The following is a 23,880-nucleotide window of genomic DNA, read 5'->3' as shown; positions in this document are numbered from 1 at the left end:
TCTTTTTCTTTCTTTAATAGTTTTCTGCGTGAATTTCAAAATAGCTCTGGGGATGGTTGCAGGTGGGGCAAACCTCCGGGGCCTTCTCGCCCACAACGATGTGACCGCAGTTGCGGCACTCCCACACTTTGACCTCGCTCTTGGCGAAGACCTCCGCCATCTCCACATTGTGCAGCAGGGCACGGTAGCGCTCCTCGTGGTGCTTTTCAATGGCAGCGACCAGGCGGAAACGCTGAGCCAGCTCATGGAAACCTTCCTCATCGGCTGTTTTGGCAAAGCCGTCGTACATATCCGTCCACTCGTAGTTCTCGCCCTCAGCGGCAGCGAGAAGATTTTCGGCAGTGTCGCCAATGCCGTTCAGCTCTTTGAACCACAGCTTGGCGTGTTCCTTCTCATTATCAGCGGTTTTGAGGAACAGCGCCGCGATCTGCTCGTAGCCTTCCTTCTTGGCCTTGGATGCAAAATAGGTGTACTTGTTGCGCGCCTCGGACTCACCGGCAAAGGCAGCCATCAGGTTTTTTTCGGTTTGAGTTCCTGCGTATTTCGTTTCTTTCATGGTGGATACTCCTTCCTGTTTTTCTACTTTTATTGTAGCAAATCTATGATTTTCTTCTGTGACGAAGTCACATTCCTTGTATGGGAGCTTTCCTACCTTTATATTCGGTATATTCCGATTATAGCACTTTGAGCAGAAAAAAACAAGTTTTTCAAAAGCTGCTACATTTTCCGTCCTCATATGTGTGCCGGCTGATATTCGGAGTCGAATGCTATATGTGAGCCTTGTTCGTAATTACAGATTATCTAAATTTGAAAGAACTTCGCAGGGCGTAACAAATTTTCTTGGATTCACTATGAGTTTAGTTTACACGCGAGTCGTTCGCGGGCGGTCGTCCACCTATGAACGGCTTGTAAATTCTCAAATTTTCCTTACTTGACACAAGAAGATCTCAGTCGCCTCGTTAGAGATTACATCGAAGCGGGCAAGTAGTATCTCTATTTTGTCATTTCCAAACGCAGAGCACGATTAGAGTTTCTTCGCAATCCTAGACAGCTCCGAAATAATGCTCAGAAGATCATTTTTGACTTCCTCTTTACTTGGCTCACTGCCCATCAGAAGATAATCCGTGCTGACATGGAGGATGCAGGACAGTTCGATCAGCAAGTCAATGGAGCAGCTGCGCTTTCCGTTCTCCATGCGGCTGACATGCTGCTTGCTTGCCAGTCCCAGGCGAACCGCCAGTTCCTCCTGCGTAATGCCACGGGAAGTGCGATTTGGGCAGAGCCGTGTGTACTCCGGCGTTCGGGCTGCCTGCAACGTATATTTTCCATGCAGTCTGCCCTGCGTGGCACGGCGGCGGGTTCGGCGAAGCAGAACAATTAGCCGGTGCCTACCACTCCGCATTGGAATTAGCCGCAGAATACTACTGCGAGAGCGTGGCCTTTCCGCTGCTGTCCAGCGGGAACTACGGCTACCCCAAGGAACAGGCCTTCCGCATTGCGGTGGACACCATCACGCAGTACGTTATGGAGCACGACCTGACCGTGTATCTGGTGATCTACGACCGGGGCTGCACGGCGCTGCTGGATGCCATTGGTTATGGCATGGAAAAGATGGTGAACATCCAGCGCCATCTGCCGGAGGACGAGCGTGCCGAAAAGGTCATCTTTGTCATCACCACCGATGGACTGGAAAACGCTAGCAAACGGTTTAGCTATGAGAAGATCCGCCGGATGATCGAGCGGGAAAAAGAGCAGTACGGCTGGGAGTTCCTGTTCCTCGGTGCCAACATGGATGCTGTGAAGGAAGCTGCCCGCTTCGGCATCTCGTCCGACCGGGCGGTGCGGTTTGAGAACGATGCGCAGGGCGTGGAGGTCAACTACCATGTGGTCAGCGAAACGGTCTGCCAAATGCGGCAGGCAGCCTGCCCGGCATCTGTCGGCGCAGAGTGGAAAGAGGAAATCGAAGCCGACTTCCAGAAGCGGCATCAGGAGTAAAGGAGAAAACAGCCATGTTGGGAGCAATTTTGGGCGATATCGTGGGCAGTCCCTTTGAATTTGACCACAACAATTACAAGCACAAGGATTTTCCTCTTGCTGAGCGAAAAATCGCACTTCACCGATGATACCGTCATGACCGCTGCGGTGGCAGTTGGTCTGATTGAAGGAAAGGGTCTGCCGGAGAGAACATTTTGTGCAGTGCAGCATGAAATGCGGTTCTAGGGCCGTGAATATCCCATGCTGGTTACGGCGGAATGTTCCGCCGGTGGCTGCGTGCGGAGCATCCGCAGCCCTACGGCAGCTTTGGCAACGGCTCGGCTATGCGGGTGTCGGCAGCGGGCTGGCTGTTCGATACGCTGGACAAAACGCTGGAAATGGCAAAAGTGACCGCTGAAGTCACCCACAACCACCCGGAGGGCATCAAAGGCGCACAGGCCACGGCGGCAGCGATTTTTCTGGCACGCACCGGCCACAGCAAGCAGGAGATCCGGCAGTATGTGGAGCAGACCTTTGGCTACGATTTGAGCCGCACCTGTGATGAAATTCGCCCGGGCTATCGCCATGTGGAGACCTGTCAGGAAACTGTGCCGGAAGCCATCATTGCTTTTCTGGAAAGCGTCAGTTTTGAGGATGCACTTCGCAATGCGGTCTCTCTGGGCGGCGACAGCGACACCCTTGCCTGCATCACCGGCGGCATTGCCGAAGCCTTTTACGGGATGCCGCCTGAGTTGCAGCAGGAAACCTTGAAGCGTCTGCCGGAGGAGATGCAGGAGACGTATGAGTTGTTCCGGCAGAACCTTGAGCGAAAGATGTGACACCATCGGTGCTGAGAGCCGCCGCACAGTGATTTGTGCGGCGGCTCTTTTTCGTGCAGGTACTTTTCTGCAAGGGGAAAGCGTGGTATACTGAGAGCGGCAAATCGGAATTTGTGGAGGAACACGAATGGAACGAATTGAAGCCTTTGAACAAATGCTTTGCGATATTCAGAAACAAGCTGCCTATGAGGAAGAACAGATGCAAAAACTGAAGGCCGCCGGAAAAGAAAAATCCGCCACATATCGGCAGTTCTTCGGGAATCGTTTCTTCTATAAGCAAATGCTTGACACCTACAAAAAGTACGGCTTGATTGAATGATAAATTCGCGTTTGTGGAGCGAAACGGAACAATGAAAGCCCCAGTGGGGCTTTTAAGCGACCGAACGGTCTTGCGTAGCAAGATGGAGGGGCCTCGCCCCGACAAGTTCCCGTTTGCTGGGCAGACTGGTATCTGAAAAACACACAAAAAATGAGGGAGTAGCCATGGTACTTTATTTTACGGGAACCGGAAACAGCCGGTATCTGGCACGGCGCATTGCCGAAGGGCTGGGAATGCCGCTTTACGACCTGAACGCCTGCATCAAGGCAGGGGATACCGCCCCGGTGCAGACCGGGCGGGATGTGGTGCTGGTCACGCCTACCTACGCATGGCGCATCCCCCGGGTGGTGTCCGAGTGGCTGGGCAAGACCGCGCTGACCGGGGCAGAGCGCATCTGGTTTGTGATGGATTGCGGCAGCGAAATTGGCAATGCGGCAGGCTACAACCGGCAGCTTGCAGCGCAAAAGCAGCTGCAGTACATGGGTACAGCCCAGATCATCATGCCGGAAAACTACATTGCCATGTTCAATGCACCCCAGAAGGAGCAGGCCCGGAGCATTGTGGAGCAGGCAGAGCCTGCACTTCAGAAGGTGCTGACCCAGCTCAAAGCCGGGCAGGAATTTCCCCCACCGAGAGAGAGCCTCTACGACCGCTTTATGAGCGGCCCGGTGAACCCGGTGTTCTATCGCTTTTTTGTAAAAGCCGATGCCTTCCGGGCAACGGATGCCTGCATCAGCTGCGGCAAGTGCGTGGAACTGTGCCCCTTGAACAATATCCGTCTGGAAAACGGCAAACCGGTCTGGGGCAAAAACTGCACCCACTGCATGGCCTGCATCTGCTACTGCCCCAAAGAAGCCATCGAGTACGGCAAAAAGAGCAAGGGCAAGCCCCGGTATCGCTTTGAAGCACTGGAAAAGAAGCAGGACGTATGAGGCAGAGTAACCCCCGGCGCTGCACAGGCCGGAGTTGCTTTTGAGAGACAGGTGTGCTATACTGCCAGCAGAATAAACGGGAATGAAGTTCTCCCGAAGTAACCAGATTACTTGAACCGCTTTGAAAGCTGATGACTTCTGCGACGAAAATCACGCAGAAGGTGTCAGCTTTTTTGCGTGTTGTGGGTAAGGAGGAATTTTTATGTTGCTGAGTATTTCGCTGATTTTGATCGTTGGGATGTTCATGGGGTGGCTTTGTCAGAAGTGCAGGCTGCCGAGCCTGCTGGGGATGCTGGCAACCGGCATGGTTCTGGGACCCTACGTCCTGAACCTGCTGGACGGCAGCATTCTGGGTATCTCCCCAGAGCTGCGAAAGATCGCCCTGATCATCATTCTCACCCGTGCAGGGCTGGGGCTGGATACTTCCGGGCTGAAAAAGCTGGGGAGGCCTGCCGTTCTGATGTGCTTTGTTCCGGCGTCTTTTGAGCTGATGGGGGTGCTTTTGCTGGCACCGAAGTTCATGGGGCTGACGGTTTTGGAGGCGGCGATCCTGGGTGCTGTGCTGGCGGCAGTTTCCCCGGCGGTGGTGGTGCCGCGGATGGTCCGGCTCATGGATGAGGGCTACAGCGTAAAGCAGGGCATTCCGCAGCTGATCCTTGCAGGGGCATCGGTAGATGACGTGTACGTCATTGTGCTGTTTTCCACCTTTGTGGGTATGATGCAGGGCGAAAGTGCCTCTCTGCTCAGTTTTGTCAACATCCCGGTGTCCATCCTGCTGGGCATGGCAGTAGGTCTGGCGGTCGGATTCCTGTTGGCGTTCTTCTTTGCAAAGGTCCATATCCGGGATACCGCAAAGGTGCTGATCATTTTGAGCATCTCCTTCCTGCTGGTGGCAGCGGAGGACGCTTTGACCACCGCTATCACCTTCTCGGCGTTGATCGCCATTATGTTTATCGGCATCGGTCTGCAGAAAAAGAGAGAGGTAGTGGCAAAAAGGCTCTCGGTAAAATACGGCAAGCTCTGGGTGGCTGCGGAGGTCTTCCTGTTCGTACTGGTGGGCGCAACGGTGAATATCGGCTATCTGGGTAAGGTGGGCGCAAAGGCGCTGCTTTTGATCGTTGGTGCGCTGGTATTTCGGATGCTGGGCGTTTTTGTGTGCCTTCTGGGCACGAGCCTGAGCAAAAAGGAGCGGCTCTTCGCTATGATGGCGTACACCCCCAAGGCAACCGTGCAGGCGGCCATTGGCGGCATTCCGCTGGCACTGGGCTTTGCCTGCGGCGATACCGTGCTTACCGTGGCAGTGCTGGCCATCGTGCTGACGGCTCCCCTTGGTGCCTTTGCCATGGATCTGAGCTATAAAAGGCTGCTAAAGAAAGGGTGAAGCGGCGGTCAATGAGGAATGGATGCCCTGTCTGGCATCGACGCAGAGGGCAAAGAAAATGCCCCCGGCTGGTCGCTGGAAGCATTGGAGTATATCTACAAGGTGCGCAACGCCGCCGCCAACGGCCACGAAACGCTGGATACCGATTCCTCTGCGGTGGCGGAGGAAAAGGGCGACCTTGCCTGCGAGCGCTATGTTCTGGACAACGACAAGCTGCAGGTGGAGGTGCTTGCAAATCTGGATAAAGTTCAGCCTGCCGGTGCGGTGGTCATTGTTTCTTATCCCCGCATTGAAGGTGCAACTGGTCTGCCCGCACGGGTCTGGGCCATTACCGAATAAGAGCGGAGAAGTGGGAAGATGTCCTTTGAAAAAGCAAAAGCAGATCTGGAAGAAAAAGGTCTGGGAGACCATGTTATTGTGCTGAACGAGTCCTCGGCAACCGTGGCAGAGGCGGCTCACGCACTGGGCGTGGAGCCTGCCAGCATCGCCAAAACGCTGTCGGTTCTGCAAGGCGAAAAGCCGGTGCTTATCGTTACCGAGGGCACGGCAAAGCTGGACAACCACAAGTACAAGAGCCTGTTCCACATGAAGGCCAAAATGATCCCCTACGATGAGGTGGAAGCCTATGTGGGTCATGCCCCCGGCGGCGTGTGCCCCTTTGGGGTGAACGAGGGCGTGGCGGTCTATCTGGACGAGAGCCTGCGCAAGTTCGATACCGTCTACCCGGCAGCCGGCAACGGTCACACCGCCGTCAAGCTGACCTTGCAGGAGCTGGAAGCAGCCGCCGGAGCCGAGGGCTGGGTGGATGTCTGCAAAGAACCGGAAGACGAGTAAAAATACGATAAACGCAAAGGGAGTTCTGCCCGGACCTTTGTCCGTGACGGAACTCCCTTTTTGTTTCGCAGAGTAATTCACAACACGCTTCTATCTTTATTTCTATCGTAAGTCAAGAAATTAGTGCAACATTCAAACAGCATATTTGCGATATGCAATTCAACGCTGTTGCTGTTGCATTAAAAAAGTTGAATTGCTATAAAAGCATATAGTTAGCTTCTCCTAAAAGCCCTTGACCTTTTTGCCAGAGCGCAGTATACTTTTTATGTAGTTGGTTGTGAATAACCGCAAGGAGGTACTACATGATACAAGACGCATTCTGGGGGATCCTGATCCCCTTTCTGGGCACAAGCCTTGGGGCAGGCTGTGTATTCTTTTTGAAAAATGCTTTGCGTGACGGCATCCAGCGTGCCCTTACCGGCTTTGCCGCCGGGGTCATGGTGGCGGCATCGGTATGGAGCTTGCTGATCCCGGCTATGGAGCAGGCCGCAGATCTGGGCAGGCTGGCATTTTTCCCCGCGGCGGTGGGGTTCTGGCTGGGTATCCTGTTTTTACTGCTGCTGGACCATCTCATCCCACATCTGCATCAGAACAGCTTGCAGGCCGAAGGGCCAAAAAGCCAGCTCCAGCGCACCACCATGATGGTTCTGGCGGTAACGCTGCACAACATCCCGGAGGGCATGGCAGTGGGCGTAGTCTATGCCGGATACCTTTCCGGAACGGCTCAGATCACTGCCGCCGGGACGCTGGCGCTTTCCCTTGGCATTGCCATCCAGAACTTCCCGGAGGGTGCCATCATCTCCATGCCCCTGCGGGCAGAAGGAATGAAAAAAGGCCGGGCGTTCTGGGGCGGCGTGCTGTCCGGCATTGTAGAGCCCATCGGGGCAGTGCTGACGATTCTGGCGGCAGGCATCGTGCTGCCTGCGTTGCCCTATCTGCTCAGCTTTGCAGCCGGTGCCATGCTGTATGTGGTGGTGGAGGAACTGATCCCGGAAATGTCGCAGGGACAGCACTCCAACCTTGGCACAATGTTTTTTGCGGTAGGCTTCAGCGTGATGATGGTGCTGGATGTGGCACTGGGGTGACGGTTGGAGATTCCGAAAGCGAAATCTCTTTCGTAATCCCCGAAAAAGCCTAAACTCCTTGACAGAGGCAGCAGCAGGGCGTATTATTTTGGCAGAGGGACCGCTGTGAAACGGCTTTTTACAGAGCAGAAAGTTAGCTTTATCTAACTATTCAGCGTCCGTATCCCGGAGGACGTCTGGAAAAGGCAGAGCGTAAGGAGGACGGAACATGGAACGAAAAGAAGCGATTCGCAGCGTCTATCGGCTGACAGGCGGCAACAACTTTTATGACGGCATGATCACCTGCTCCACCCTGAGTGGGAAAGCGGTGTGCCGCTTGGTGTGGGATATGAACAAAGCGGAAAACGATGCCTATCTGGAAAAGGCACTGTCCGGCATCCCGGAACATTTTTCCGGCAAGCTGCTGGAGGTGCCGGTGGGCACCGGTATTCTGACCATGCCGCTTTACAGGACACTGCCCAAAGCGGACATCACCTGTCTGGATTACTCGGCAGATATGATGGGACAGGCGCAGGAAAAGGCAGACCGCCTGCACCTGAAAAATGTGACCTTCCGGCAGGGAGATGTGGGGGCACTTCCGTATGCGGACGGCGTCTTTACTTTGCAAAATTTTTATTCTTTACTTGATAACTGCATACGATAAAACCAAAGGGAGTTCTGCCCGGACCTTCGTCCGTGACAGAACTCCCTTTTTTGCTTCATAAACCTCAGTGCGAAGTGGGTGGCGTTTGCCGGGCAGCAGGAAAATAGATATTCATAGCGCTGCCTGATGCCGCGCTCAGCGGAGCAAGAACCACACGCCCAGCAGAATCGCAAGAAAGATCAGGTTGGACAGGGTGAACAGCCCGAAATACTGCTTCTTCCCCTGTGGCAGCTCCCGTGCGATCTGCCGGTAGGAAATAAGACTGGCCATGGATGCGATCAGAGTGCCAAGACCTCCCAGATTGGTGCCGATGATGAGGGCTTGCGTCTCTGCCGTGAACCCGGACAGCAGCAGGGCGGCGGGAACATTACTGGTGACCTGCGAAGCAAGAACCGCCACCAGCACTTCCCGGCCGGTCAGAAACTCCTGCAGCCAGCCGGAGAAAGCGGGAATGCGGCCAAGATTGCCAATGAAGATGAAAAAAGCCACAAAGGTCAGAAGCAGGGAATAGTCCACCGCCCGTAAGGTGTGCGGGTCTGCAAAAAGGGCGCAGACGAGCACAGCGGCAAAGGCGATGCCATAGGGCAGCACCCGGATCACGGACAGCAGGCAAACGGCAAACAAAACCAGATACAGCAGGATGATCTTCTGATCCCCCTGAGATGCAGAGGAAGAAACAAGCTCGTCCACGGAGAGGGCGGCAGAGGCTTTCCGGCAGACCATTGCTGCCCAAGCCAGCAGCAGGAGCAGAGAGACCAGTGTGTAGGGCAGCATAAGAAGCACAAAGCCCCCGATGCTCATGCCGCTTTTTCCATAAAGATAGAGGTTCTGCGGGTTGCCGATGGGGGTCAGCATGCTGCCAAGGTTTGCCGCAACGGTCTGCATACAGACCACCGGGATCAGAAGAGCGCGGCGGACACCTGCTCCCAGACGGCTCAGGACTACGAACGTAAAGGGAACGAAGGTCAGCAGGGAAACATCGTTGGTGATGAACATGCTTCCAAAAAAGCACAGCCCAACCAGTACCAGCGTTAGCTGAAAGGTGCTATGGGTGCGGGACAGCAATGCCCGGCCCAGTCCATCAAAAAAGCCCTGCCGCCGCAGCCCGGCCATGACCGTCATCAGGGAAAACAGGATCGCCAGTGTGCGCAGGTCGATGTAGCCGATATACTGCACATCCGGCGGAACAAAGAAGGCGGAGACAACGGCCAGCACAGCGGCTGCGGTGAGGACCGTTTCCTGCTGAATGAATTGTTTGAGTTTCATAGAGACACATCCTTATAGTTGGTTGCAAAGGCAGCCCTGCTGCGATGCCGGGCGGCCTTTTTTCGTATTTCAGAGCAACAGCTTTTGCAATTTTTTTGCAGCACCATCCTACTCCATTAGAGCGGCATCGTCAAGAGAAAACAGAAAAAACGCGATTCGAGCAAGAAAAAACGGATGGCTCCGCAGAACCATCCGCTAAAACTGGTATCATCAGTCTTTCCGATACTTATATGCACGTGCGACACGAAGTCGCTTAATTCAACTGTCTGGCAATGACCAGACCTGTTATTCCATTAGCAGTAGTCTACTGTCAACAAAGCAGCTGGTAACGGCTGTGAGGAAGCGTGACAGGACAAGGGTAGCCCCACCCGAAAGGGTTCAAGCAGAAACCGCAAGGCGAAAGCAATAGACTGCAAGCAACGATGCGGTCGGGGAGCCTGACTTGTATGGTATGGTTAATGTAATGTGAATCGCTGATAAACGTCGTTAAAGCTGAACAGGCTAAAGTTGCTGACAAGCCTGAACCAAAATGGTAACGCAGCTGGCTATCCCCCTGTACAGTGGGGATACATGGACACAAAGCTGTCGGCGGAGAGGCGAAGCCTAACCCATACTGTTGAATAAGTGGAACGTGGTAAGCCCGTATTTCTCCGAGCAATCGGACGGAAACCGTAAGGGGACTTTATGAAATGCGGGTAGAAGAAAGATGGAAAAAGCGAATGCCGACACTGTAATGGGAACGGATAGAGGTTGCAACATCACCTCGTGCGAAAGCAGGCAGACTTCCATCTATGGTCTTTCTTTACGAGAGAATTTACAGAACTTTTCAAAAAGGAGGAATTGCAAATGAACGAGAAATCGTGTGCACCGACTTGCAGAGCGGGGAATTGGGACAGCATCGACTGGAACAAGGCTCGTGCTTATGTTAAAAAGCTGCAAATGCGTATCGTAAAGGCTCAACAAGAAGGTCATTACAGCAAGGTAAAAACACTGCAATGGCTGTTAACTCACTCGTTTTACGCCAAAGCCTTGGCAGTGAAGCGGGTAACAAGCAATCGTGGTAAAAATACGGCTGGAGTTGACCATGAATTGTGGCTAACTCCTGAGGCAAAATTCAAGGCAATCAGTAAACTGAAACGGAGAGGATACCGTCCTCAGCCCCTGAAACGTGTTTATATTCCGAAGAAAAACGGCAAACTGCGGCCTCTGAGCATTCCGACAATGACAGACCGTGCCATGCAGACCCTACACAAGTTTGCATTGGAACCGCTTGCTGAAACCTACGGTGACCTCAACTCCTACGGATTCCGAATCGGAAGAAGCACACACGATGCAATCGAGCAGTGTTTCACCGACCTGAACAAGGGCAAGTCTCCTCAGTGGATTCTTGAAGGTGACATCAAGGGATGCTTCGACCACATCAGCCATGAATGGCTCATGGAGAATATCCCGATGGATACGCAGGTTTTACAGAAGTGGTTAAAGTGTGGATACGTTGATACAAAGCAACTTTTCCCCACTGAGGAAGGCACACCGCAAGGTGGAGCCATCTCGCCTACTCTGATGAATATGACGCTGGATGGACTGGAACGGCTCTTAAAGGAACGACTGCCGACCCGCAAAAAGGTCAATGGTAAAACTCATTTTAATAAGATGAACTTCGTGCGCTATGCTGACGACTTTATCGTAACCGGAGAAAGCCCGGAATTTCTGCGTGAAGAAGTGCTCCCTATTATCAGAGATTTCATGACGGAACGTGGGTTGCAGTTATCTGAAGAAAAGACGGTCATCACTCACATTGATGATGGATTTGACTTCTTGGGCAAGAACATCCGTAAGTATAACGGAAAACTTCTAATCAAGCCCTCGAAGCAGTCGGTCGGCTCTCTGCTGAAAAAGGTGCGTGAAATCGTCAAGAGCAACAAATCGGCAAAGCAGGATTTCCTGATTCGCCAGCTCAACCCGGTTATCCGTGGATGGGTCAATAACCAGCGATTTGTTGTATCCGCTGAAACATTCAGCAAAATCGACTATCAGATTTACAATTGTCTTTGGCAGTGGGCAAAGCGCAGGCATAAGAACAAAGGCAGACGGTGGATAGCAGCGAAATACTGGCATCGCATCGGAACCCGAAACTGGACTTTTGCCGCAGAGGAACGCACCAAGAAGAACGGTGAGCAATCCTACTTTGCTCTTGAATATGCAACGGACACCAAAATCATCCGCTTTAAGAAAATCGTCTCTAACGCAAATCCCTTCGATGAGCGATGGAACGGTTATTATGAAGAGCGCGATGGTGAGAAAATGTTGAACAGCACTAACGGACGCGAAAAACTCCTGAAAGTATGGAGAAATCAACACCGCTGTTGCCCAGTATGCAATGAGCCTATTACCTCGGAAACGAGTTTCAAGGTTCATAAGGTGTTCCGAAGCGGGAAGTCGCCATGGCTGGAAATGGTGCATCCCGAATGCCATGCCGTATTGCACAAAAACGATTCTTGTTTTGTTGAGCCGGGTTCCCTGATGGGAGCTTTATGAAAGGCTTGAGCCGTATGAGGGAAAACTCTCACGTACGGTTCTTAGGGGAGGGGCTGGCAGTAATGCCATCCTCTTACCCGATCCTCAATGGCGTGGACCAGATGATAACGGAACTGGGCGTGTCGGGGCGAGTCCCTTTCTGCTCGTCCGGCTTCCAAAAAGCCCGCGGGGGCTTTACGGCTTAAGCAAGGATCCCGGTGGACTGCAAAAACAGCACCAGCATCATCACCGGGGCAACATAGCGGATCATCACCCGGTAGAGCTTTTTGCGGCGGAAGGTCTCGCCGTTGCGCTGCATCTCGTCAATGACGTAATCCGGCGTCATGACCCAGCCGATCAGGATGGTGGACAGCAGGGCAATGAAGGGCATCATGACGCTGTTGCTGACGTAGTCCATGATATCCAGCAGCTGAGCCGCAGAGCCGTTGGGCAGCTGTACCTCAAAATAGAAGACGCTGTAACCCAGAGCAATGATGGCGGAAGCGGCCAGATAAATGACCGCCAGCACAAGCACCGTCTTTTTGCGGCCCGAGTGGAAGATCTCCATGCAGTTGGCGGTGATGGATTCCAGCACCGAGATGCAGGAGGTCAGGGTGGCAAAAATGGCGGTGACGAAGAACAGGATGCCCACAAATGTGCCGGCCTTGCCCATAGCGGCAAACACCTTGGGCAGCGAGACGAACATCAGGCTGGGGCCTGCGCTCATGCCCTCGGTGCCGGAGAACACATACACGGCGGGGATGATCATGGCACCGGCCAGCAGCGCTACGCCGGTATCGAAGATCTCGATCTGATTCACCGCCTTGTTCAGGTCTACGTCCGGTTTGACGTAGGAACCGTAGGTGATCATAATGCCCATGGACACGCTGAGGGAGAAGAACAGCTGACTCATGGCGTCCAGCAAGATCTGCAAAAAGCGGCTGACGGTCAGCTCTTCCATGTGCGGGGTCAGGTAGTAGCGCAGCCCTTCCAGACCGGTGCGCATCTGGCCGGAAGCGTCCTCGTGGCGCAGGGTGAGGGCGTAACCCGCAATCACCACCACCAGCACCAGCAGAATGGGCATCATGTAGCGGGACACCCGCTCAATGCCGCCCTCCACGCCGTTGTACACGATGAAAGCCGTCACGCCCATGAACAGCAGAGCGAACACCACAGGCGACACCGGCGAGGTAATGAAGCTGGTAAAATAGCCGTCCTCAGCAGCGGCGGCAGACTGCCCGGTGAGGTAGACCACCGCATATTTCGTGATCCACCCGCCGATGACGGCATAGTAGGTCATGATCAGAACTGGCACCAGAAAGGTCAGGATGCCGAGGAATTTCCACTTGGGACGCATGGTCTCGTAGGCACGGATGGCACTCTGCTTGGTGCGGCGTCCGATGGCAATATCCGAGGTGAGCAGGGTAAAACCGAAGGTCAGCACCAGCACCAGATACACCAGCAAAAATAAACCGCCGCCATCCTTTGCGGCAAGGTACGGGAACCGCCACAGGTTGCCGACACCCACCGCACTTCCGGCGGCAGCAAGGACAAATCCGATTTGCCCAGAGAAACTGCTTGCTTTCTTTTCCATGATTCTCAAACTCCTATCCTAACTGCAATCCAGCATTTTGATTCGTTGGCAACAACGGCTGGATTGCATGTCGCAAAGATGCTGCTTGGAGCAGGTATCTTGTTTATCTTGCGACGAACTATTGTAATATAGGATAACATGAAGTATCATATCAGTAAACCAAATAAAATTACTGCGACCTATAAATTTTACTTATGGAGCGTTTGTGATGCGGGAACAGAAAGACCGATACGAGATATTCTTGAAAGTATGCGAAACGGGCAGCTTTTCCAAAGCAGCGGAGGCGCTGAACTATACCCAATCCGGCATCAGCCAGATGATGGCGGGGTTGGAAGAGGAATTGGGCGTGCAGCTGTTCGCCCGCATCAACCGGGGCGTGACCCTGACCGATAACGGGACACGTCTTTTGCCCTATATCCGGGAACTTGCCAACCAGAAGATCCGGCTGCGGCAGGCGGCGTTCAACATCAACCACAAGGTGGAGGGCAAGCTGCGGGTGGGCAGCTTTTCCAGCATCACCACCCTCTGGATGCCGGAAGTCGTGCATTATTTCAAGGAAAACTACCCGAAGGTGAAGATTGAAATTCTGGACGGCAACTATGATGAGATCCGGGAATGGATCATCCGTGGACAGGTGGACTGCGGTTTTCTCTCGTCCATTGTGGCAGACGACCTGAAATTCTACCCGCTCCGGGACGACCCGTTGTGTGCCGTGTTCCCGGAGGGGCATCCGCTGGCTGCACAGCCCAGTGTGACCCTGCCGCAGCTGTTTCAGTGCCCGCTCATCATCGAAACGCCCGGCTGCGACAATGATATCCAGCACCTGATGCTCAAATGCCCGGTGAAGCCGAATATCGTATATAGCTTCCGGGACGATACCCTCATCATGGCCTTCGTGCGCAGCGGGCTGGGCGTGACCATCTCGCAGGAACTGGTGATACAGGCGTTCGGCTGCCCCGGTGTGGTGTCCCGCCCGCTGAAACCTGCCTGCTGCCGGACGCTGGGGCTGGCGTTTTCCAAGACGGCAAACTCGGTGGTGAGCCAGACACTGCTGGAATATCTGAAATCCACCCGGCAGCGAAAGGATACACCGCAAATAAAATAAGAACAAAGAGCGGAGGACGGTACAATGATCCGATTGGATATGCAGACCTTGTTTTGAACGGAAACCCCGAAACCTATTTAAAAACTGTGACGGAATATAAATCCTTAGATTAAAACTCAGCCCTCTGCCTTTTCATTGGCAGAGGGCCGTTTTTTGGTTTAACAGTTATTGAGCATCCCTTAATTGCTCTACAACGCTGCATTTCGCTGCGTTAACCCTGTTTTCACTGCCTGCGCTTTGATATCATCTGCGTAATCACGGCTGATGTTAAGGGCAAAGCCGCCTGCATTCAGGAGACCTTGCCCTTTTTTGCTATATTTTGGCCGAATCAGTCGTTTTTCCGCGAACTCACAGCGCCATGTTGACCGGCAGGACATACACGCCATCGGCGGCGTAGAAGGTGATCTGAGTAACAGTCTTACCGATGATGGATGCAAAGTAGGGACCATCGGCATTGAAGCCCAACTTGGTACCATGCCAGATGTTGGTCACATGATGCCCTACGTTGCAGAATACTGTGCGGCGCGTTCAGAGCACCGCAGTTCCCTGCACCCTCAGCGGTCCATTTTGGGAAAAAGCAACGCAACACCGCCTTTTCCTTGACGAACTGCTTCCGGTCTGCTTCTCAGCTGCGCAGGCTCTCTGTACAGGCATGGTTCGCCGTTATCTACGCTTCAACGGTTTAGTGTATTGAATTTGCCTATATTAAAGCACGGATTTTGGATTTGTCGATACCAAATTTTGCTTTTGGAAAAATTTTACCTACATTTGCAGTTGGTTTTGGCTTGCGGGGGCTGAATCGCAAGCATTGACACAAAGAAAATCATAGCATTCCCCACGAGCCAAGGAATGATTTTCGCCGACGCCCTTGCCTGCATCACCGGCGGCATTGCCGAAGCCTTTTACGGGATGCCGCCCAAATTGCAGCAGGAAACCTTGAAGCGTCTGCCGGAGAAAATGCGGGCGGCGTATGAGCTGTTCCGGCGGAACCTCAAGCGTAAAATGTGAGACTGCCGGTGCATAGAATCTGTCCCCTGGAGAGAGGTAACAAGCCCTCCGGGGTTATTTTTTGTCTTTCAAAACCTTTTCTGTAGGAAAAAAGCGTGGTATACTGAGAACGACAACTCGGAATTTATGGAGGAAAGCCCGATGAAAGAAAAAACGTATCACACTCGTTGCGGAATGATTCACTATTGGGCAAGCGTGTCAAACCCGGATGCACTTACTCTTGTTTTTCTGCCGGGTTTGACTGCGGATCATCGATTGTTTGATAAGCAGATTCAGCATTTTGAGAACAGGCAGAATGTTATCGTCTGGGATGCACCGGCACACGCCTCCTCATGGCCGTTTCGGTTCGATTTTGATCTGTTCGATAAGGCAAAATGGCTGGACGATATCTTAAACCAAGAAGGAATTACAAAGCCTGTTATGATCGGGCAGTCTATGGGCGGATATGTGGGACAGGCTTATGCGCAGCTTTATCCTGACAAAATGAAAGGTTTTGTCTCCATTGACTCTGCACCGCTGCAACGAAGCTATGTGACGGCAGTTGAAATTTGGCTTTTGAAACGGATGGAACCGGTATATGCTCACTATCCGTGGAAATGGCTCCTGAAATCGGGGTCGGAAGGCGTTGCTACGTCTGATTACGGTAGAAATCTCATGCGTGAAATAATGCTGACTTATGACGGCAATCAGAAACGCTATGCACAAATTGCCGGACATGGTTTTCGTATTCTGGCAGCGGCCATGGAAAAGGATCTGCCGTATGAGATCAAGTGTCCAGCTTTATTGATATGCGGCACACAAGATCACGCTGGTTCATGTATACGCTACAACAAGGCATGGCATCGCAATACAAAAATTCCTTTGACGTGGATTGAAGGAGCGGGACATAATTCCAATACAGACAAACCTGAACAGGTGAATCGTTTGATAGAAGAATTTATTGCAAATATTTTATAACAGGCGACTTCCCGCTGATCAGGTGACGAATGCAATCCATCCCTCTGCGGACGACCCTAAAGCGGTTGTCCGCTTTTTTATGCCCTACCGCAGCTTTACAAAGCTTGATTTACTCTGCGTTTTCCGGTTCCTGCTCTGCAGGCTTTATGGTCTTGACCCGCAGGGCGAAGTACAGCAAATGACAGGCCCACACCACTGCAATGCAGACCCTGCCGATGGGCGCGTTTTTCATGCAAAGAAAGCCCAGTACGATCCAAAATGCTTTTAAGAGTTTTTTCATCATCTTCTCCTGTTGATTTTTTGTGTTGCTGTACGGCAGTGCAGGGCGAGCGTCTCCGTCATAGTTTCAAAACAGAAACTCTGAACGTTAGCTTTAACTAACTTCTTGTCTTGTGAAAAGCCGCCCGTTGGCGACTTTTCTGGAGAGATAATACGATATTCCGGAAGCTTTATCAAGATGCACTTTGCGGAGCGGTGCGCCTGTTACCCGTATATTTTCCCTACGATCTTTCCGCGCGCTGCGGCGGGCAGAAGCTTGCACAAAAGGCTCAGGAATTTATACTGTGCACCGGCAACATAAACGACTGCCGGTTTCTTTTTCTTCACAATACCGGCGATGTACCGTCCAATGCGTGCCGGGTCCATGCCGTTTTGCTCGTCATGCTCCATCTGACTGACGCTCCGGGAGATGCGCCCGCCGTATTCATCATCGCCGAGAATGCTTTTCTGACGTGCTTTTGTAAACCCGGTGCAGATGTCACCCAATTCTACGACGGTAACATGGATGCCGTAGGGTTTGACTTCATTTGCCAGCGCATAAGAGTAAGAGGAAACAGCAGCTTTGCTTGCAGAGTAGAAGGTCTGGAACGGAATGTGTGCTACGGCAGCAACAGAGCTGATGTTCACAATATGCCCCTTCCCCTGACGGCGCAGGAAGGGGAGGACTGCTTTATTCACATTGACCATTCCGAAGAAATTTACTTCAAACTGTGCTTTGGCTTGCTCCATGGACGTAAACTCCACCGCACCGGAAATGCCAAAACCTGCACAGTTGACTACCGCATCAATTTTGGTCTCTTTTTGGATGACCTGCTGCACGGCAGCGTTGACGGTATCTTCATCGGTCACATCGACAGACAGATGGGTGACACCCTCCATGGGGATATTTCTGCGGCTGAACTCGTAGACAATGCAGCCGTTCTCTTTCAGAGCGGATGCCGTGCACCGCCCGATGCCGGAGCTTCCGCCGGTAACAATGACGACCTTGTTGTTTTCTACTGCCATGATTTTCCCCCTGAAAATGTTGATTTGGTTAGAGTATAACGCATTGCACGGCGGCTGTCTATACACGGGCGGGTGTTGTTGTTTTGTTGTGGTTCGGTTACTCCGTCAGAAGGGGGAAAAAATTAGTTTTTGCGGTGTTCCGTCCAGCAGATACCGGATGCTGAGGCGGCCGTTTTCCACTTCTGCCTGCACCTGCGTGGCATGTTCAAAGAGAGTGCGCAGGCGGCGGTACTCGTCCCGCTGCGCATCCGTGTAGTGAGACGGCATATCCGAGGTAAGGAACACATTGCCCAGCAGGGCATTGACCGTGGCAAGGGTGTGCTTTTGCTCTGCGGTAAGCTTGCAGTTTTCCTCTCGGAGAAAGAACACATCCGGGTCGCTGCCGTAGGCGCGGCCATTGAGCTGCCGCCGGAATACCGTGTTGTTGATGGCCTGTTTTGTGGACACCCGCTCCCGGTGGAACAGGCGCATATACCACACATCGTCCCAGTCCAGTCCTACGTCACAGCTGACACGGCAGTAATCCACCAGCCCGAAGGCGGGCATCACCGGTACGCCGCAGCCGAGGATCTGCTTTTGCCCGCACCAGCTGCGCAGCAGTTCCATAGCACGGTACATCCGGGCTGCCCGGCTCTCGCGGACGTTGCCAAAGGGAGCGGCGCCGTACAGAAAATCCAGCTTGACAAGGTCGAAGCCCCAGTCGTTCAGCACCCGGTCAAACACCCAGCGCAGATAGTCCAGCACGGCTGGGTTGTCGATATCCAGCGCATAAAAACTGCTCCAGTTGCTGCCGCAGCACCACGGTTTGCCGTCCACCTTCAGCAGCCAGTCCGGGTGCTGCCGGAAAAGGGCAGAGTCCTTTTCACACACAAAGGGTGCAAGCCACAGCCCAGCCTGAAATCCGGCGGTGTGGATCTCCTGCACCATGCCTTTCAGCCCGTGGGGGAATTTTTGTGCATTCGTTTCCAGCCAGTCGCCCACCTTCGGCTCCCAGCCGTCGTCGATCTGGAACAGGTCTCCCGGGCAAAGCAGGCTGCGGCAGCCGGTCAGGTCCTCCCGGATGGTATCCTCGGTGATGTCCTGATAGCGGTTGTACCAACTGGAATAGCCTGCCAGTTTCTTTTCGGTCCGGGGCTTGATGCCCATAGCCTGAAACCAGCCGTCGAACACCTCGGTCTCGCTGCCCTCGGCAAAAAACAGGTCAAAGAGCGGGAAACTGCCGCCGGGATGCTCCACGCCCGCACAGTCCCGCTCCAGCGTCAGCAGGGCTTTGCCGCTGTCGTAGCGGAGGATGGTGTAGCCCGGGGTCTCGTCCAGTGATGCCACCAGCCGGAACTGCCCGCCCTTGCGGAAATAGCAGTAGGAAAAGCCATGGCTCTGTCCTTTTTGATGCCCGTAAGGCGCAAAATGATAATCGCCGTAGCGGTCAAAGGCGTATTTCTTGCGCAGAAAGCCGGGGATATGGTCGGTGCCGCGCAGTTTTCCGTTCCGGTCCAGCTCCGGGCTGTACGTCCATGTCTGGTAGCCGTTCATGAACAGACGCTCGTCTGCTTCCATCCTCCACGGCAGTTCGGCACGCACCGTTTTCAGCGTCCCGGCGGGCAGGTCGGCGGAAAGACGCACCGCACCGCAGCCTGGGTGCACCGGGGCATCGCCCTGCCGCACGCCGCCGGAAGTTTCTGCGTACCAGTGCAGCATTTCAGTCATGGTGCGTTTCCTCCCCGTGGAGCTGTGCGCTGATCTCGGCAGCGCGGGCATCGGTCAGAACAAATTTGCGGCGGAACAGCACCAGCGCACCTGCCAGCACCAGCATGGGCAGAACGGTCATCATCAGACGCAGACCCAGCAGCGTTCCGGCGCTCTGCACTGCTACGGGGCCGGTCTCCTCCGTGTTGCCCACAAGACCGATGATGTCCAGCCCGATGCCGGTCAGAAATACCGCCACGCCGGAGGCAGCCTTGACCACAAAGGTCTGCATGGAAAAGATGACGCTCTCCTCCCGGCGTCCGGTCTTGAGCTGGCCGTAATCCACACTGTTGGAAAGGAACAGGGTGGTCAGCACGGTCAGCATACCGTTGCAGGCGAACACGACAACGCCCGGGATGCACAGCAGGGCAAGGCTATGGGAAAGCCCGGTCAGGCAGAACACCAGCAGCGTGCCGTAGCCGCACAGCGCCAGCACAAGGCTTAGATGGAACACCTGTGTGCTGCTGAACTTTTTGCGCAGCAAGGGGTAAAGCACCATCATGCCAAGGATCTGTGCCGCACCGCCCACGGTGGAAAACAGGGTGTAGGTGGCTTTCCAGCCTGCACCGCCAAGGTCGTATTTGAAGAAATAGATGATGAAGTTGGAGGTAAGGTACAGCGCCGAGTTGATCAGCACGATGCTGCCCACCACTACCATAGCCTGATCGTTGCGGAACAGGGCGGAGAACATCTCCTTTACGGTGGCGGTCTTCATCTCACTGGGGGTGGTTTCTTTCATGGAAATGCAGCACACCAGCTCTGTCACTGCAAAAATTACCGCTACGATCAGCGCCACCCAGCGGAAGCCGGCGCGCTCGCTGTCGCCGCCGAGTGCTCCCACCAGCAGCATGGTGAACATGGCGATGAGGGCAGAGCCAACGCCTGCACAGGTACGGCCCACCATGGAAAGATTCTCCCGGTCTTTGGGCGTGCGGGTCACGGCGGGGATCATGGACCAGTAAGGAATATCCATCATGGTATAGGTGACGCCCCACAGGATGTATACCACGCTGAAGTAGACCATCAGTGCCGCTTCGTCCAGCACAGGGGCGGCAAACAGGGCGTAGAGCACCAGCGCATTGAGCAGCGTGCCGGAAAAGATCCACGGACGGAAACGCCCCCAGCGGGTGCGGGTCTTTGCCACCAGAACGCCCATAAAGGGGTCGTTGAAGGCATCAAAGAACCGGGCTGCCATAAGCACCAGTCCCACAAAGCTGGCCGAGAGCCCCAGCACATCCTGATAATAATACATGACGTAAGAAGCCGACAGGGCATACACCATATCCTTGCCCACGGCACCAATGCCGAATGCGGTTTTCTGTTTCAGGGTCAGTTCCATACAGCGTCCTCCTTTTCAATGGTGAACCGCAGCACAACGGGCTGCGTCTGCGGTGCAGAAACGGTCAGCAGGGCTTCTCCGGCAGTGCCCACGGTGCGCAGATAGGTTCCGGTCATGCCGCCCTCGGCAACGGCGGTCTGCGGGCCCACAAGGGCGGCGTTGCCCTCCACCGTAAACTGCACTGGGAACTGTGCGTAGGGGCCGGGGTGCCGTTCTCGTCCAGAATCCGCACCCGGACGGCGGCCATATCGTAAGTGTCTTTTTCCCGAAGAGCCGTCCGGCTGGCCTTGACCTCCAAGTGCAGCTTTGCACTGGGGCAAAGGGTCACGCTGCGCACCACATTGCCGTCCTGCACGGCATCGAACCGCCAGCGGGTGGCTTCGCCGCCCCAGTTGCCCACATATTTGCCGTAAAGCGCCACGCCATCTTCAAAGCTCATTTTGTAGCGCAGCATACACCAGCCGAATTTGACCTTGTAGGCCAGCGGCAGTCCTGCCAAGCCGTATTTCCCGGCAGCCAGCAGGCAATCCCGCACAACGGCTGCCTTGGCGGGAGAAAAGTGCTCCTGCGTTTCCAGCAGCTCGCCAATGGTATCGTCCATCACAAAGGGCGGGTGGGGCAGCGCCGTCCACTCGCTTTGGCGCAGGGCGGTAACGAACACATCGTTTTTGTAGAGTTTGACCTGCTGGGCATTGCTGAAAACATAGGCCGTGCCCAGCTGCCCGGCAGGGTTATCGCCGATGTCCATGGAAGAGCTGACTGCCAGCACCGGGTCAGTATCGCCCTGACTGGCATAGACCGCCGCCGCCAATTTGGGGTTGCGGAAGCTGTCCAGCACGCCGTGGTAGCAGATGCGGTCCCCGGAGCCGAAGTCCTTGTGGGTCTGGTAGTCGAACATACACCAGCCAAAGCACCCGGCGTGCTCTCCGCTGGCATAGGCGGCGTTCTGTACCCGGACGTGCCGCAGGGCGTGTTCCTGCCGGTGCGGGCCGTCGTCAAAGTCTTTGGTGGGGTACATGTGGCCGTTGCACTCCGAGATAAGCAGCGCCTTGCCCATATCCGGGGTCACGTCCTTTTTGGGCTTTGCACCGGGCGTTATGCCGTTGTGGGAAAAATCGTTGTAGGCATAGACATCCTCCAGCAGATGGCTTTTTTCCAGATATCGCACGCCGGAGGTGGCGCGGCTTGGGTCCAGCTGATGGGCAATTTGATTGGTGCGGGTGTAAAAGGCATCGTCGTCCACGCTCTCGTTGATGCGCACGCCCCACAGGATGATGCTGGGGTGATTGCGGTTCTGCAAGATCATCTCCCGCAGCATCTCGCAGGCGGCGTCTTTCCATGCAGCATCTCCGATGTGCTGCCAGCCCGGCAGTTCGGTGAACACCAGCAGACCCCGCCGGTCGCACTCGTCCAGAAAATACTGGCTTTGGGGGTAGTGGCTGGTGCGCACGGCGGTGCAATGCAGCTCCTCCTGCAAAATGCGGGCATCCTCCCGCTGCAGACTTTCCGGGGCGGCATAGCCGATGTAAGGATAACTCTGGTGTCGGTTCAGACCCCGCAAAAAGGTCTTTTTGCCGTTGAGGTAGAAGCCATCCGCCCGGAATTTTGCCGTGCGGAAGCCAAAAATCACCTGTTTGCGGTCGATGGGCTGTCCGGCTGCATTCAAAAGCTCTGCCACGGCATGATGCAAAACCGGGTGCTCGGTATCCCACGGTTGTGCGTCCGGGACAGAAAGCTGCACTTTCCCGGTTTCTGCCGCCGGTGCGGTCTGCTCTGCCAGCAGGGTGCCGTCTGCGGTCTCCAGCCGGATGCGTACTGCCACGGCTGCGGGCATAAGCTCTGCTGTCCACTGCACCACAGCCTCTTGCAGGGTGGGCGTGTAGACGAACAGGTCGGTCAGGCGGCTTTCTGCCGTGGCTTCCAGCCAGACCTCCCGATACAGTCCGCCGTAGGTCAGGTAATCGATGACAAAGCCAAAGGGTGGGATGGCCGGGTCTTCCCGGGTGTCCAGCTGCACGGTCAGCAGGTTTTCGCCCTCCCGGTCCACAAGGTCGGTGATCTCCACCGTAAAGCCGGTATAGCCGCCCCGGTGCTGTCCGGCAACCCTGCCGTTGACCCGCACCACCGCCTGATGGGCGGCTCCGTCAAAGCGGACAAACAGCCGGGGTGCAGCCTGTACCGGCGGCACCCGGAACCGTTTTCGGTAGCCGCAGACCATCTCGTAATCGGCAGGCGAGGCATAGTGCAGCGGCACCTCCCGGCAGGTATGGGGCAGGCGGACGGCTTGCTGTTTTGGTACAGGCAGCCCCTTGCCAAAAGCTTCCGTCCAGTGTCGCGTAAACTCCCAATCCTCGCAAAAGCTGTGTCTCATCGCGGCAGCACTCCTTCCAGTAAAATCGAGATCATTTCTTCTAGTACAGCCACATACTGCACCCCGCTTTCTGCCAGACTGCGGTCTGCCAGAAAACTCTCGATGGATGCAGTGATCATCTGCCGCAGCACCGGCAGGGACACCGGACGCATGACCCCTTCAGCCACAGCCTGCTCCAGCAGCGCCATGGTGGGCTCCCACCCGTTTTCCAGCTGACTGCGCACCCGTGCCGCTACCACCGGGTATTTCTCGTCCAGTTCCTTCATCTGCCGCAGGTCCAGCGCGGCGTATTCCGTCGGCATGGCTATGATGACTGCCCGCAGCTTTTCCTGCAAAGTACCGCCGCCCGCCAGAATTTCCTGCTTGCAGCGGTGAATGTCCGCAAAGGCATGGTCTACCATGTCCAGCAGAAGCGCCTCCTTGGAAGGGTAAACGGTGTAGATGGTCTTTTTGCTGATGTGCAGCGGCTCTGCCACCTGTTGCATGGTGAAATGCAGCCCCTGTTGACGGAACAGCTGCATGGCCTGCGTGCGCACCAGCGCATCGAGCTTTTCCTGCATGAGCGTCCTCCTTGTGGAAACTGTATTTGTCTTTCTGGTTTCCATTCTAGTGCGGAAACCAAGCTAAATCAAGCGGTTTCCGCATTTTCTGCGTTCTGCTGAGAAAGTGCAGATGTTTTGCAGCAG

General features: G+C 54.6%; 26 protein-coding genes and 1 riboswitch. Of the genes, 14 read left to right on the top strand and 12 right to left on the bottom strand.

Translation table 11 applies throughout. The features are described from left to right. Positions 1–13: 13 nt before the first annotated feature. Together rbr and ACXPUX_RS12830 are read right to left on the bottom strand one after the other, a co-directional pair. Entirely contained in the window at positions 14–556 is a 543-nt protein-coding gene (gene rbr / locus ACXPUX_RS12835) for a rubrerythrin (RefSeq protein ID WP_227145925.1), read from the bottom strand. A gap of 468 nt (positions 557–1,024) precedes the next feature. Beyond that, complete coding sequence (locus tag ACXPUX_RS12830) at positions 1,025–1,402, bottom strand: helix-turn-helix domain-containing protein (RefSeq protein ID WP_458828640.1); 378 nt, start codon at positions 1,400–1,402, stop codon at positions 1,025–1,027. Between ACXPUX_RS12830 and ACXPUX_RS12825 the strand changes: the two genes are divergently transcribed. From ACXPUX_RS12825 to ACXPUX_RS12785, 9 genes are all read left to right on the top strand, one after another. Then, positions 1,285–1,995: a macro domain-containing protein gene (locus tag ACXPUX_RS12825; protein ID WP_458828639.1), complete on the top strand. Its 711-nt coding sequence runs from the start codon at positions 1,285–1,287 to the stop codon at positions 1,993–1,995. The two genes, ACXPUX_RS12830 and ACXPUX_RS12825, sit on opposite strands and share 118 nt — an antisense overlap. A 257-nt stretch (positions 1,996–2,252) precedes the next feature. Next, the gene (locus ACXPUX_RS12820; protein WP_458828638.1) at positions 2,253–2,813 is read left to right on the top strand and encodes an ADP-ribosylglycohydrolase family protein; all 561 of its coding nucleotides are present in this window, start codon (positions 2,253–2,255) and stop codon (positions 2,811–2,813) included. 127 nt (positions 2,814–2,940) lie between these two features. Next, complete coding sequence (locus ACXPUX_RS12815; protein WP_458828637.1) at positions 2,941–3,132, top strand: hypothetical protein; 192 nt, start codon at positions 2,941–2,943, stop codon at positions 3,130–3,132. 164 nt (positions 3,133–3,296) lie between these two features. Further along, a complete protein-coding gene (locus tag ACXPUX_RS12810; RefSeq protein WP_458828636.1) occupies positions 3,297–4,064 on the top strand; it encodes an EFR1 family ferrodoxin in 768 nt (255 codons plus the stop codon). A gap of 69 nt (positions 4,065–4,133) precedes the next feature. Continuing rightward, positions 4,134–4,212: riboswitch (Fluoride riboswitch) on the top strand. A 54-nt stretch (positions 4,213–4,266) separates the two neighbouring features. Then, a complete protein-coding gene (locus ACXPUX_RS12805) occupies positions 4,267–5,445 on the top strand; it encodes a cation:proton antiporter (protein WP_458828635.1) in 1,179 nt (392 codons plus the stop codon). Between the two features lie 18 nt (positions 5,446–5,463). Then, positions 5,464–5,784, top strand: coding sequence for a cyclase family protein (locus ACXPUX_RS12800; RefSeq protein ID WP_458828634.1), 321 nt, complete (start codon positions 5,464–5,466; stop codon positions 5,782–5,784). An 18-nt stretch (positions 5,785–5,802) separates the two neighbouring features. Further along, on the top strand, positions 5,803–6,279 hold the full coding sequence (locus ACXPUX_RS12795) for a YbaK/EbsC family protein (protein WP_458828633.1): 477 nt from the start codon (positions 5,803–5,805) through the stop codon (positions 6,277–6,279). 302 nt (positions 6,280–6,581) lie between these two features. After that, positions 6,582–7,364 (top strand): ZIP family metal transporter, encoded by a 783-nt coding sequence (locus tag ACXPUX_RS12790; protein ID WP_458828632.1) that lies wholly within the window; start codon positions 6,582–6,584, stop codon positions 7,362–7,364. 208 nt (positions 7,365–7,572) lie between these two features. Further along, a complete protein-coding gene (locus ACXPUX_RS12785; RefSeq protein ID WP_458828631.1) occupies positions 7,573–8,007 on the top strand; it encodes a class I SAM-dependent methyltransferase in 435 nt (144 codons plus the stop codon). Positions 8,008–8,142: 135 nt separating this feature from the next. Here the strand turns inward: ACXPUX_RS12785 and ACXPUX_RS12780 are convergent, their stop codons facing one another. Continuing rightward, complete coding sequence (locus ACXPUX_RS12780; protein ID WP_458828630.1) at positions 8,143–9,273, bottom strand: SLC13 family permease; 1,131 nt, start codon at positions 9,271–9,273, stop codon at positions 8,143–8,145. 846 nt (positions 9,274–10,119) lie between these two features. On the opposite strand from ACXPUX_RS12780, the gene ltrA reads away from it, so the two are divergent. Further along, positions 10,120–11,811 carry a group II intron reverse transcriptase/maturase gene (gene ltrA, locus ACXPUX_RS12775; RefSeq protein ID WP_195638412.1) on the top strand — a complete coding sequence of 564 codons (1,692 nt, stop codon included), beginning with the start codon at positions 10,120–10,122 and terminating at the stop codon, positions 11,809–11,811. Between the two features lie 181 nt (positions 11,812–11,992). Here the strand turns inward: ltrA and ACXPUX_RS12770 are convergent, their stop codons facing one another. Then, the gene (locus ACXPUX_RS12770) at positions 11,993–13,384 is read right to left on the bottom strand and encodes a sodium-dependent transporter (RefSeq protein WP_458828629.1); all 1,392 of its coding nucleotides are present in this window, start codon (positions 13,382–13,384) and stop codon (positions 11,993–11,995) included. Positions 13,385–13,592: 208 nt separating this feature from the next. Here ACXPUX_RS12770 and ACXPUX_RS12765 point away from each other — a divergent pair, with 208 nt between their 5' ends. Both ACXPUX_RS12765 and ACXPUX_RS12760 read left to right on the top strand, forming a co-directional pair. Continuing rightward, a complete protein-coding gene (locus tag ACXPUX_RS12765) occupies positions 13,593–14,489 on the top strand; it encodes a LysR family transcriptional regulator (protein ID WP_458828628.1) in 897 nt (298 codons plus the stop codon). Next, positions 14,441–14,602: a DUF6061 family protein gene (locus ACXPUX_RS12760; protein ID WP_458831246.1), complete on the top strand. Its 162-nt coding sequence runs from the start codon at positions 14,441–14,443 to the stop codon at positions 14,600–14,602. Before ACXPUX_RS12765 ends, ACXPUX_RS12760 begins: the two co-directional genes overlap by 49 nt. Positions 14,603–14,837: 235 nt before the next feature. On the opposite strand, the gene ACXPUX_RS12755 is transcribed toward ACXPUX_RS12760, so the two are convergent. Continuing rightward, positions 14,838–14,981, bottom strand: a complete 144-nt coding sequence (locus tag ACXPUX_RS12755; protein WP_458828627.1) for a hypothetical protein — start codon at positions 14,979–14,981, stop codon at positions 14,838–14,840. Between the two features lie 357 nt (positions 14,982–15,338). Between ACXPUX_RS12755 and ACXPUX_RS12750 the strand changes: the two genes are divergently transcribed. Together ACXPUX_RS12750 and ACXPUX_RS12745 are read left to right on the top strand one after the other, a co-directional pair. After that, entirely contained in the window at positions 15,339–15,497 is a 159-nt protein-coding gene (locus tag ACXPUX_RS12750; RefSeq protein WP_320866050.1) for a hypothetical protein, read from the top strand. 141 nt (positions 15,498–15,638) lie between these two features. Beyond that, the gene (locus ACXPUX_RS12745; protein WP_458828626.1) at positions 15,639–16,454 is read left to right on the top strand and encodes an alpha/beta fold hydrolase; all 816 of its coding nucleotides are present in this window, start codon (positions 15,639–15,641) and stop codon (positions 16,452–16,454) included. Between the two features lie 109 nt (positions 16,455–16,563). Here ACXPUX_RS12745 and ACXPUX_RS12740 read toward each other — a convergent pair whose 3' ends face one another. The 7 genes from ACXPUX_RS12740 to ACXPUX_RS12710 all read right to left on the bottom strand — a co-directional run bounded on the left by ACXPUX_RS12740 (position 16,564) and on the right by ACXPUX_RS12710 (position 23,754). Beyond that, positions 16,564–16,737 carry a hypothetical protein gene (locus ACXPUX_RS12740; protein WP_458828625.1) on the bottom strand — a complete coding sequence of 58 codons (174 nt, stop codon included), beginning with the start codon at positions 16,735–16,737 and terminating at the stop codon, positions 16,564–16,566. A gap of 200 nt (positions 16,738–16,937) precedes the next feature. After that, entirely contained in the window at positions 16,938–17,738 is an 801-nt protein-coding gene (locus ACXPUX_RS12735) for an SDR family oxidoreductase (RefSeq protein ID WP_458828624.1), read from the bottom strand. Positions 17,739–17,843: 105 nt separating this feature from the next. Continuing rightward, positions 17,844–19,445: a glycoside hydrolase family 36 protein gene (locus ACXPUX_RS12730; RefSeq protein WP_458828623.1), complete on the bottom strand. Its 1,602-nt coding sequence runs from the start codon at positions 19,443–19,445 to the stop codon at positions 17,844–17,846. Further along, entirely contained in the window at positions 19,438–20,823 is a 1,386-nt protein-coding gene (locus ACXPUX_RS12725) for a glycoside-pentoside-hexuronide (GPH):cation symporter (protein ID WP_458828622.1), read from the bottom strand. Before ACXPUX_RS12725 ends, ACXPUX_RS12730 begins: the two co-directional genes overlap by 8 nt. After that, positions 20,814–20,972 (bottom strand): hypothetical protein, encoded by a 159-nt coding sequence (locus tag ACXPUX_RS12720; protein ID WP_458828621.1) that lies wholly within the window; start codon positions 20,970–20,972, stop codon positions 20,814–20,816. The genes ACXPUX_RS12725 and ACXPUX_RS12720 overlap by 10 nt, the downstream gene beginning before the upstream one ends. Continuing rightward, positions 20,936–23,194, bottom strand: coding sequence for a glycoside hydrolase family 2 protein (locus ACXPUX_RS12715; RefSeq protein ID WP_458828620.1), 2,259 nt, complete (start codon positions 23,192–23,194; stop codon positions 20,936–20,938). Before ACXPUX_RS12715 ends, ACXPUX_RS12720 begins: the two co-directional genes overlap by 37 nt. Continuing rightward, complete coding sequence (locus ACXPUX_RS12710) at positions 23,191–23,754, bottom strand: TetR/AcrR family transcriptional regulator (RefSeq protein ID WP_249241656.1); 564 nt, start codon at positions 23,752–23,754, stop codon at positions 23,191–23,193. Before ACXPUX_RS12710 ends, ACXPUX_RS12715 begins: the two co-directional genes overlap by 4 nt. Between the last annotated feature and the right edge of the window lie 126 nt (positions 23,755–23,880).

This window comes from Faecalibacterium sp. PGM34, from assembly GCF_054456555.1.
This window is presented reverse-complemented; position numbering and strand designations above follow the sequence as displayed.